General features: G+C 49.5%; 10 protein-coding genes and 1 tRNA gene. 3 read left to right on the forward strand and 8 right to left on the reverse strand.

All coding sequences use genetic code 11. The features are described 5' to 3' along the window. The first annotated feature begins 68 nt into the window (after positions 1–68). On the forward strand, positions 69–962 hold the full coding sequence (gene ilvY, locus JK154_RS16420) for an HTH-type transcriptional activator IlvY (RefSeq protein WP_211993688.1): 894 nt from the start codon (positions 69–71) through the stop codon (positions 960–962). Here the strand turns inward: ilvY and ilvA are convergent. The 6 genes from ilvA to ilvL all read right to left on the reverse strand — a co-directional run bounded on the left by ilvA (position 959) and on the right by ilvL (position 7,504). Next, complete coding sequence (gene ilvA / locus JK154_RS16425) at positions 959–2,503, reverse strand: threonine ammonia-lyase, biosynthetic (RefSeq protein ID WP_211993694.1); 1,545 nt, start codon at positions 2,501–2,503, stop codon at positions 959–961. The two genes, ilvY and ilvA, sit on opposite strands and share 4 nt — an antisense overlap. 1 nt (position 2,504) lies before the next feature. Continuing rightward, positions 2,505–4,355 (reverse strand): dihydroxy-acid dehydratase, encoded by a 1,851-nt coding sequence (ilvD, locus tag JK154_RS16430; RefSeq protein WP_211993696.1) that lies wholly within the window; start codon positions 4,353–4,355, stop codon positions 2,505–2,507. A 58-nt stretch (positions 4,356–4,413) separates the two neighbouring features. Next, a complete protein-coding gene (gene ilvE / locus JK154_RS16435; RefSeq protein WP_211993698.1) occupies positions 4,414–5,346 on the reverse strand; it encodes a branched-chain-amino-acid transaminase in 933 nt (310 codons plus the stop codon). Between the two features lie 19 nt (positions 5,347–5,365). Further along, entirely contained in the window at positions 5,366–5,623 is a 258-nt protein-coding gene (gene ilvM, locus JK154_RS16440; RefSeq protein ID WP_211993701.1) for an acetolactate synthase 2 small subunit, read from the reverse strand. Beyond that, entirely contained in the window at positions 5,620–7,266 is a 1,647-nt protein-coding gene (gene ilvG / locus JK154_RS16445) for an acetolactate synthase 2 catalytic subunit (RefSeq protein ID WP_211993703.1), read from the reverse strand. The genes ilvM and ilvG overlap by 4 nt, the downstream gene beginning before the upstream one ends. A 139-nt stretch (positions 7,267–7,405) precedes the next feature. Beyond that, on the reverse strand, positions 7,406–7,504 hold the full coding sequence (ilvL, locus tag JK154_RS16450; RefSeq protein WP_211993704.1) for an ilv operon leader peptide: 99 nt from the start codon (positions 7,502–7,504) through the stop codon (positions 7,406–7,408). 350 nt (positions 7,505–7,854) lie between these two features. Between ilvL and JK154_RS16455 the strand changes: the two genes are divergently transcribed. Next, positions 7,855–9,375 (forward strand): YifB family Mg chelatase-like AAA ATPase, encoded by a 1,521-nt coding sequence (locus JK154_RS16455; protein ID WP_211993708.1) that lies wholly within the window; start codon positions 7,855–7,857, stop codon positions 9,373–9,375. A 154-nt stretch (positions 9,376–9,529) separates the two neighbouring features. On the opposite strand, the gene JK154_RS16460 is transcribed toward JK154_RS16455, so the two are convergent. Continuing rightward, positions 9,530–9,868 (reverse strand): DUF413 domain-containing protein, encoded by a 339-nt coding sequence (locus JK154_RS16460; RefSeq protein ID WP_211993709.1) that lies wholly within the window; start codon positions 9,866–9,868, stop codon positions 9,530–9,532. A gap of 118 nt (positions 9,869–9,986) precedes the next feature. Between JK154_RS16460 and hdfR the strand changes: the two genes are divergently transcribed. Further along, positions 9,987–10,811: an HTH-type transcriptional regulator HdfR gene (gene hdfR / locus JK154_RS16465; RefSeq protein WP_211993710.1), complete on the forward strand. Its 825-nt coding sequence runs from the start codon at positions 9,987–9,989 to the stop codon at positions 10,809–10,811. An 82-nt stretch (positions 10,812–10,893) separates the two neighbouring features. Here hdfR and JK154_RS16470 read toward each other — a convergent pair. Further along, positions 10,894–10,969 (reverse strand) — tRNA-Trp (locus JK154_RS16470). Between the last annotated feature and the right edge of the window lie 82 nt (positions 10,970–11,051).

The raw sequence follows: 11,051 nt of genomic DNA on the forward strand, positions 1-11,051 counted from the left end.
TTGCTTAAATTGATATATTAACAACGCCGTATTGCAATATATGCAATGGAAAATAAGGAGAGACATCTATGGACTTACGTGACCTGAAAACCTTTCTGCACTTAGCGGAAAGTCGCCATTTTGGTCGTAGCGCACGCGCGATGCATGTCAGTCCCTCCACACTGTCGCGCCAGATCCAAAGATTAGAAGAACAGCTAAATCAACCGCTTTTCGTCCGGGATAACCGCACCGTCACCCTGACCGAAGCCGGTGAACAATTACGCCAGTTTGCCCAGCAAACCTTGCTGCAGTATCAACAAATGCGTCACACGCTGGGTCAACAAGGGCCGTCACTGAGTGGTGAACTCCATCTTTTCTGTTCAGTAACAGCGGCTTATAGCCATTTACCCCCCATTCTTGACCGTTTCAGAGCAGAGCATCCTTCCGTTGAGATAAAACTGACCACCGGCGATGCCGCCGATGCCGTTGAAAAGGTCGACTCTGGAGAAGCGGATATCGCCATTGCCGGGAAACCAGAAACACTCCCCCCAGGGGTGGCATTTTCAATACTGGAAGATTTAGCCGTCGTATTAATTGCCCCTGCTTTACCCTGCCCAGTACGAGCCCAAACCCAGCAGCCAATGCCAGACTGGACAAAAATCCCCTTCATTCTTCCTGAACAAGGCCCGGTAAGGCGTCGTATTGAGCTCTGGTTCCGTCGCAAAAAGATCACTAATCCATTTATCTATGCCACGGTCGCCGGGCATGAAGCAATGGTCTCGATGGTTGCGCTGGGTTGTGGTATCGCCCTGATCCCCGAAATAGTGCTGGAAAACAGCCCGGAACCGGTACGGAATCGAGTGCTGATTATTGATAGAAGTAATGAAAATATGCCGTTTGAGTTAGGTGTCTGTGTACAAAAAAAGCGACTCAATGAGCCGCTTATCAGTGCATTCTGGAAGCTATTACCAGCTAACCACTAACCCGCAAGGAAGAACCGGAAGGCTGGATTCTGGGTTTCGTCATGGCACTCGTAACCCAATTCATTCAAACGGGTTTCAAAATCAGGCTCGTTCTCACCCAACTCAAACGCCGCCAGTACACGGCCATGGTCTGTTCCGTGACTGCGATAATGGAACAAAGAGATATTCCAGTGGGTGCCCAGCGTGGTTAAGAACTTCAGTAATGCGCCCGGAGACTCGGGGAATTCAAAACTGTATAACCGTTCGCGCAGAGGTTTAGACGGACGCCCTCCCACCATATAACGCACATGGAGCTTGGCCATTTCATCATCAGAAAGGTCAACCACACTATAACCACCAGCACTCAGCAATTCGATGATTTCACGGCGTTCTTCAATGCCCCGGGTCAAACGCACACCGACAAAAATGCAGGCATCATCAGAGCTGGCATAACGGTAGTTAAACTCAGTGACTGAACGACCTCCCAGTAAGTGGCAGAATTGCAGGAAGCTGCCTTTTTGCTCAGGAATAGTGACGGCCAGCAAAGCTTCGCGCTGTTCACCCAGCTCACAACGCTCAGATACATAACGTAAGCCATGGAAGTTGACATTCGCCCCAGACAAAACATGTGCCAGGCGTTCACCACGAATCTGATGTTGCTGAATATATTTTTTCATTCCTGCCAGGGCTAAAGCACCTGAAGGTTCAGCAATGGCACGAACGTCTTCAAACAGATCCTTCATGGCGGCACAAATAGCATCGCTGTCTACGGTAATGATGTCATCAAGATACTCCTGACACAGGCGGAAGGTTTCATCCCCGATACGTTTGACCGCAACACCTTCGGCAAAGAGCCCTACCCGTGACAGTTCTACAGGCTCACCTGCATCCAGGGCCGCTTTCAGGCAGGCTGAATCCTCGGCTTCAACCGCGATCACTTTAATCTGAGGCATCAGTTGCTTAATTAGTACCGCAACGCCTGCAACCAGCCCACCGCCCCCGACAGGAACAAAGATACGATCAAGGTGTGCATCTTGTTGCAGCAGTTCTAATGCCAGTGTGCCCTGCCCGGCAATCACCGCAGGGTGATCAAAAGGTGGCACATAGGTAAACCCCTGGCTTTGAGAGAGGGCAATGGCCTTAGTTTTTGCCTCATCAAAATTAGCCCCGTACAGCAAAACCTCACCACCGAATGCACGCACGGCATCCACTTTGATATCCGCGGTGGCAACAGGCATCACGATAAGCGATTTAATGCCAAGCCGTGATGAGGAAAGCGCGACGCCCTGAGCATGGTTACCCGCAGAGGCAGTGATAACCCCACTGGCTTTCTGCTCCTGGGTCAGGCCGGAAATCATCGAATAGGCTCCACGTAGCTTAAAACTATGTACGGGCTGCCTGTCTTCTCGTTTAACCAGAATCACGTTATCCAGCCGGGAAGAAAGTTTCTCCATCTTCTGCAAGGGCGTTATCTGGGCAACTTCATACACCGGCGCACGTAACACAGCACGCAGATATTCTGCCCCACAAGGAGCATCGGGTAGAGCCTGTGACTCAGCCATACTAACCCCCAAGCTTACTTTTATCTCTCACCGCACCTTTGTCAGCACTGGTGGCAAGGCTTGCATAAGCGCGTAACGCGAAAGAAACTTCACGTTTACGATCCCGAGGTGTCCATGCCTTATCCCCCCGCGCCTCTTGTGCAAGGCGGCGTTCAGCCAGTGACGCATCAGAAACCTCAAGCTGGATGCTACGGGATGGGATATCAATGGCAATCATGTCGCCATCTTCAATCAGACCGATATTACCGCCACTGGCAGCTTCCGGTGACACGTGACCAATCGACAGACCTGACGTACCGCCCGAGAAACGACCATCCGTCAACAGTGCACAAGACTTTCCTAAGCCCATCGACTTCAGGAAAGAGGTTGGATAGAGCATCTCTTGCATACCCGGGCCGCCCTTGGGTCCTTCATAGCGAATGACCACGACATCCCCCGCAACAACCTGCCCTCCCAGAATAGCTTCAACAGCATCATCCTGGCTTTCATACACTTTTGCCGGGCCACGGAATATCAGGCTGCCATCATCAACACCGGCAGTTTTTACAATACAACCATTTTCCGCGAAGTTACCGTACAGAACGGCAAGCCCCCCATCCTGGCTATAGGCATACTCTTTAGAACGGATGCAGCCCTCTTGACGGTCAGTGTCCAGGGTATCCCAGCGACAAGACTGCGAAAATGCTTTAGTGGTGCGGATACCGGCAGGCCCTGCCATGAACATGCTTTTTACGGAATCATCAGAGGTTTGCATCACATCGTATTGCGCAAGGGTTTCTTGCAGCGTCAGACCCAACACATTGCTCACATTACGGTTAAGCAGTCCGGCACGGTCTAACTCACCCAGGATGCCGAGAACGCCCCCTGCACGGTGAACATCTTCCATATGATACTTTGGTGTACTCGGAGCGACTTTACACAGCTGAGGAACTTTACGGGATAACTGGTCAATATCCGTCATAGTAAAGTCGATTTCAGCTTCCTGAGCTGCCGCCAGTAAGTGCAGAACGGTATTCGTGGACCCGCCCATGGCAACATCCAGCGTCATCGCATTCTCAAAGGCAGCTTTGCTTGCAATATTGCGTGGCAAAGCCGAAGCATCATCTTGCTCGTAATAACGCTTGGCCAGTTCGACGATGCGTTTACCTGCATTAAGGAACAATGCTTTACGATCAGAATGCGTTGCCAGTAGCGATCCGTTACCCGGCTGTGACAAGCCTAATGCTTCAGTCAGGCAGTTCATGGAGTTTGCCGTAAACATACCGGAGCAGGAGCCGCAAGTGGGGCAAGCAGAGCGTTCAACTTGATCGCTCTGCTCATCACTGATATTTGGGTTGGCCCCCTGGATCATGGCATCAACCAAGTCCAGTTTGATTATCTGATCAGACAGTTTGGTCTTACCCGCTTCCATTGGGCCACCGGAAACAAAGATAACCGGAATATTGAGGCGTAGTGCCGCCATCAGCATCCCTGGGGTAATTTTATCGCAGTTAGAAATACAGACCATCGCATCAGCACAGTGGGCATTAACCATATACTCTACGGAGTCGGCAATCAGTTCGCGTGAAGGTAAGGAATAGAGCATTCCCCCATGTCCCATGGCGATACCGTCATCCACTGCGATGGTATTAAATTCTTTTGCCACACCACCTGAAGCTTCGATTTGTTCAGCGACCAGCTTACCCAAATCGCGTAAATGAACGTGCCCTGGCACAAATTGGGTAAATGAGTTCACAACCGCAATGATAGGTTTGCCAAAATCGGCATCTGTCATTCCAGTTGCGCGCCATAAGGCACGGGCACCAGCCATATTACGGCCATGCGTGGTGGTTGCGGAACGATACTTAGGCATGCTAATTACTCCAGTCTGTCAAAAAGCAGGCGGTCCATGCCGCCCGTCTGGTGTTGTTTTATTGCGCGTTAATAGGATCTAACCAGCCCCATTTATCTTCGGTTTCACCAGTGAACAGGCCGAAAAAGGCCTCCTGAACACGTTTGGTGACTGGGCCACAGCGACCGGCACCAACTTGGATACCATCAACGCTACGTACTGGCGTAATTTCTGCCGCAGTACCGGACATAAAGACTTCGTCCGCCAGATAGAGAGACTCGCGTGATAACACTTGTTCCCGAACCTCTATCCCTAAATCTTTAGCCAGTTTAATAATGGCATCACGTGTAATACCGGGTAAGGCGGAAGAGGTAAACGGTGGCGTGAAGATAACACCGTCTTTCACTTCAAACAGGTTTTCACCAGCACCTTCAGAGAGATAACCATTTACATCCAGTGCAATCCCTTCCTGATAACCGTGACGGCGGGCCTCACTGCCGACCAGTAATGAAGAGAGGTAGTTACCACCTGCTTTCGCGGCTGTCGGAATGGTATTTGGTGCAGCACGATTCCATGAGGAAACCATGGCATCAATGCCCTGATCCAGTGCTTCAGCCCCCAAATAAGCGCCCCACGGGAAAGCAGCAATAATGACATCGGTGGTGTAACCCTCAGGTGGATTAACCCCCATCCCTACATCCCCCACAAAGACCAGTGGGCGAATATAGGCACTGGTCAGGTTATTCTTACGCAGTACCGCACGACAGGCTTCCATCAGCTCATCTACAGTTTGTGATACCGGGAAACGATAAATTTTGGCTGAGTCATGCAAACGTTGCATATGCTCACGGTGGCGGAATACCACAGGCCCTTTGTGAGAGTCATAACAACGAATACCTTCAAAGACAGAGGTTCCGTAATGCAGCGCATGTGACATCACATGAACTTTCGCTTCGCCCCACGGCGTCATTTCCCCATTGAACCAAATGTAATCAGCTTTCTTGGTTGTCATGCTTTTATCCTTTTTACGCTTAAGCGCGAATTTGTTGTGATGCAGGTTGCTGAACTTCGACACAGGCAACATCAACCAGTTTGCTTAACTGGCTAAACAGTAGCTCTATTGGACGAAGGCTGGCGACAGTCAATTCAATGTTGATATTTTGAGGATTGACTGCACTCACCATATTCATTGAGCACACTTGAAAACCGCGGTGTCTCACTACGCGTAACACACGCTCTAATGTTTCTGGACGAAAACGGGCTTGCAGGGCAAGTTGATGCTGCATCATGAGTGTTTCTCCATCATTTGTGCGTTACTGGCGCCTGGCGGCACCAACGGCCAGACATTCTCGTACTCATCAATTGAAACATGAAGGATGTAAGGGCCGTCGCTGGTGAGCAAAGCATCAAGGGCGGCTTCTACCTGGTCTTTACGGGTAATGTGTTGTCCAGAGATATCAAACGCGCTGGCCAGTACAAGAAAGTCGGGGTTATCTGAGAGGTTGGTTTCACTATAACGTTCGTCAAAAAAGAGTTGTTGCCATTGCCGCACCATCCCCAGGCGCTGATTATCCAGTAGTAAAATTTTTACTGGCAGTTGCTTACGCTTTATGGTGCCCAGCTCCTGGATATTCATCATAAATGAACCATCCCCGGAAACGCAGATCACCGTATCCTCAGGCCTGGCAACCTGAGCGCCAACGGCGGCGGGTAAACCGAACCCCATGGTACCCAGTCCACTGGAAGTAATAAAATTCTCTGGCCGAGTAAAGGTCATATGTTGCGCTGTCCACATCTGATGCTGGCCGACATCCGTCGTGACGACACAATCCTGTGGTTTACGCTCAGAGAGTTGCTTGAGTAACAAAGGAGCATAGATAGGCGCGCCGGGATGATCATAGCGCCACTCATGTTCAGCTTTCAGAGTGGTAATATGCTGTTGCCATGGGGCAATCTGCAAGGGCTGTTGTAACGCATTGAGTAACTGACTTAACGACCCTTGCAGAGCGACGTGAGCCTGACGCAATTTGCTCAGTTCCGCCGGGTCAATATCCATATGAATCACTTGGGCATGGGGAGCAAAGGTATTCAGTTTTCCCGTCACACGGTCATCAAAACGGGCTCCTACAGCAATGAGCAAGTCACACTCTTGCACTGCAAGATTAGCCGCTTTAGTCCCATGCATTCCCAACATGCCGGTATAGAATGGATGTTCAGGTGATACTGCACCTAATCCTTTGAGGGTGACCGTAGAAGGCATATTCGTCACAGCGATAAATTCACGTAATGCTGGAACCGCCTGTGCCATGCCGACACCACCACCGATATACAGCATCGGTTTTTTCGCGGCCACTAACAACTCACGTGCTTGCTGAATCTCAGCCGCAGGTAATGGTTCCGCATCCGCGACGGCAGATAAGCAAGCTTCAAAGTCACCATCAGCCAGTTGAATATCTTTTGGAATATCCACTAATACCGGCCCAGGACGACCGCTGTTAGCTATCTCAAATGCTTGTGCCAGTATGCCAGGGAGCTCCTCAATCGATTCAACCAGGAAGCTGTGTTTAGTACAGGCTAGAGAGATTCCCAGTACATCCACTTCCTGGAAAGCGTCTGTTCCTATCAGAGCAGAGCCAACCTGCCCCGTCACTGCCACTATCGGTACGGAATCCAGCATGGCATCCGCCAGACCAGTAATCAGGTTAGTTGCACCTGGCCCTGATGTTGCTATACAGACGCCAGTTTTCCCGGTGGCACGTGCATAACCGATGGCAGCGATAACCGCCCCTTGCTCATGGCGGCACAGTAAGTGCTCCACACCGCCGTCATACAAAGCGTCGTATACCGGCATGATTGCGCCACCAGGATAACCGAAAACAGTGGTTACACCCTGTTCTCGCAACGCATGTACCACCCATTGCGCCCCATTCATAGTCACTTCCCCGTCTCAATACACGAGAAACAGAATTTTATGCTGCCACATAGAATCTGCCCTCATAATAAATTCTTTGCCAATAAAAAACCCCCGGACCTTTCGGTGCGGGGGTTTCTTTTCGATTAAGGCTTGATTTTTAAGCCTTTCTTTCTCCAAGTGCAGCCCCGCACGGTGGGATAATAATCACCACAATGCTAATCACGACTAGGCTAATCACTCGTAGAAGGGCTGTCATATTCTGTACGTTCTATCATCTTGCTCGAAGTAATGCCTACAGAGTTATCACAGAATTGGATAATAACACAAGATTTTTTTATAATGAAAACAAGGGAAGGAAAACGAATTTACACCAAAGGCATTGAATTTAAATAAAAAATAGGATTATTAAAATAATTTGCCAAACGAGGTAATAAACTGATTTTTTTGAAGCGCCAGAAAATAAATATCAAACCGGGACACTGCTCCCAAAAAAAATGTACTCCCGATTATAGGTGGAAAAATAATCAGACACCGATTCAATAATCCCAAAAGTATGATTTTTAACCGCAGTCTGGCGGGGCATGATGACCTTTTCATGGAGGAACAATGTCCCTGTCTGTTATTCATACCCGTGCAGCGTTAGGCGTGAGTGCACCTTTAGTCAGAGTAGAAGTCCATATTAGTCGGGGTCTGCCTGGCCTTACCCTGGTCGGGTTACCTGAAACTACGGTCCGGGAGGCCCGTGATAGGGTACGCAGTGCTATTATTAATAGCGGTTATACCTTCCCTGCTCGTAAGATAACTATCAACCTCGCTCCCGCAGACCTTCCCAAAGAAGGCGGGCGTTATGACCTCCCCATTGCATTAGGGCTACTCGCTGCGTCTGAGCAACTATGCACTGCAATCCTTGATCAGTATGAGTTTGTGGGTGAACTAGCACTGACAGGGGCATTACGCGGTGTCTCAGGCACGATTTCCGCTGCACTGGAGTCTATGAAAGCAGGCAGGTATCTGGTCAGTTCAATAGAAAATGCCGATGAGCTCGGATTAATAGAACAACCTGGTTGTTTGGTGGCACAGCACTTAACCGGGGTGTGTCACTGGCTTGAAGGTAAAGGCAGCCTGCAAAGGCCGAACGCCACGGAGCATCATTTTCCCTCCAGTGACAGCGACTTGAACGAAATCGTTGGTCAGACCCAGGGAAAGCGCGCCCTGGAGATCACGGCAAGCGGTGGCCACAATCTTTTACTGATAGGCCCCCCTGGTACAGGTAAAACCATGCTTGCCAGCCGACTCAATACCCTTCTTCCCCCACTGAGCAATGCGGAAGCCCTACAAAGCGCGGCTATCACCAGCTTGATACGGGCGTCATACTCCTGTCGTCAGTGGCGTCAGCGTCCATTCAGAGCACCTCACCATAGTGCTTCACTTAATTCCATGGTGGGTGGAGGAAGTCTGCCTCAACCCGGGGAAATTTCGCTGGCACACAATGGGGTATTATTTCTTGATGAACTGCCTGAATTCGACCGACGAGTACTGGACTCATTACGTGAACCAATAGAGTCAGGAGAGATACATATTTCTCGTACTCGTGCCAAGATAACCTATCCCGCCAGTTTTCAACTTATTGCCGCCATGAACCCAGGGCCTACTGGACATTACGAAGGGCAACACAACCGGGCCAGCCCTCAGCAAATCCTCCGCTACTTGGGGCGTCTGTCAGGGCCGTTTCTGGACCGTTTTGATCTCTCTGTTGAAATACCATTACTTTCCCCGGGAACACTCAGCAAGCCCCTTCATCATAGCGAATCCAGTATTGAGGTCAGGGCCCGTGTGATGGCCTGTAGGGAAAAACAGCTAGCACGTCAGCAAAAGCTCAATGCAGTACTGACCAACCATGAGGTTCGTGAATTCTGTAGACTTGAGCAGGAGGATGCCATATGGCTGGAAGAGACGCTGACAGCCCTGGGCCTGTCAGTAAGAGCATGGCAACGGTTATTAAAAGTCGCTCGCACCATTGCCGATATGCAACAGCAGGACAATATCCTCAGGGGACATTTACAAGAGGCTCTGGGGTACCGGGCGATAGATCGGTTGCTATTGCATTTACAGAGGCTGGCAGGGTAAGTCATTCACCCGTCGGGTTATCACTGCCGGTTCAGTGGCTACCATCGAAGAACAAGCCAGAACAGTCATCTGTTTTCTGGTGGCAACCACAAAGAGGAAACATACACATCATCCCTCTTTATGTATAGCCTGAAGGGGCCAATGGCCCCTTCAGTTAATCGTCACTGTCGCTATAGTCTTCTACAGCATCCATCTGTGGTTTACCGCCAGAAAGAGTGTGAAAACGCTTTGGACGCTTAATTCGTGACATGTACTTGCTCCAGATGCGTTCTGCTTCTGTCACTGGTTCGCGCTGACCACGACATACGGCAACAAACAGCATTTCTTCTTCTGTTTTTGGTTCGCGTTTTCCCAGATCAAGCTCATTAAACGCAACGCCATGACGCTCTAATAACTGAGCCTCTTTGATGGTGAAATCACCGTGACGGGAGAATCCACGCGGATAATGTTTATTGTCGAAAAATCGATTAGTCGTCGTAAAACTTTCCGCCATCCTGCACGCTCCTAATTCTTTTGGTCTGGCTATTTATGGCGCGGAGTATTAGTTACGCTTGACAGAGTGTAAAACAAAATATTTAAATCATGACGACAAATTTTTTTGGGAGAGGGTCGTGGATAGCGAACTACTTAAAACATTCCTTGAAGTGAGCAGAACAAGACATTTTGGTCGTGCTGCTGAAACGCTCTATTTGACACAGTCTGCCGTCAGTTTTCGCATCCGACAGCTTGAGAATCAGCTAGGTGTAAACCTGTTTACACGACACAGAAACAACATTCGTCTGACAACGGCTGGAGAGCGGTTGCTACCCTACGCTGAAAATTTAATGAGTACCTGGCTGGCTGCGAAAAAGGAAGTTTCCCTGACTGCACAGCATAATCAGCTCAGTATCGGTGCCAGTGCCTCTCTATGGGAATGTATGTTAACACACTGGCTTTCATCGCTATATCAACAAGATAGTAACTCTCAGTATGAGGCGCGTATCGCCTCTCGTCAGTCTTTAGTTAAGCAACTCCATGACCGCAGACTCGATTTACTACTGACAACTGAAGCACCAAAGATGGACGAATTTACCAGTCAGTTATTGGGATATTTTGATCTTGCTCTGTACGCGGGGAGTCCGGAATGCCATCGCGATTCACTTACTTATTTGCGCATTGAATGGGGGGCTGACTTCCAGCAATATGAATCTGAATTTGTGCAGGGGGATGAGATCCCGCTTCTCACTACCAGTTCAGCGAGCATGGCTTGCCAGCTTATTCCTGAACTTAACGGTTATGCATTTCTTCCTGTTGAATGGGCATTACAACAAGGTAATATCCATCGTGTTCTTGATTCAGGAATAATAACAAGACCACTGTATGCCATATGGTTACAGAATAGTGACAAGCAAAGCATCATTAAATCGTTACTAAAAACACCGTTAATAGCGCAGTAATGCGCTTTTTGGCGTGAATGCGTTGGGAATATATTTATGCGAGGCAAAAAAAAATCCTTTGCCTGAGCAAAGGATTTTAATCTGGCAGGGGCGGAGAGACTCGAACTCCCAACACCCGGTTTTGGAGACCGGTGCTCTACCAATTGAACTACGCCCCTAAAAGAGTGGCGGAACGGACGGGACTCGAACCCGCGACCCCCTGCGTGACAGGCAGGTATTCTAACCGACTGAACTACCGCT

It is taken from the genome of Citrobacter sp. JGM124 (assembly GCF_018257795.1).
Taxonomy (GTDB): domain Bacteria; phylum Pseudomonadota; class Gammaproteobacteria; order Enterobacterales; family Enterobacteriaceae; genus JGM124.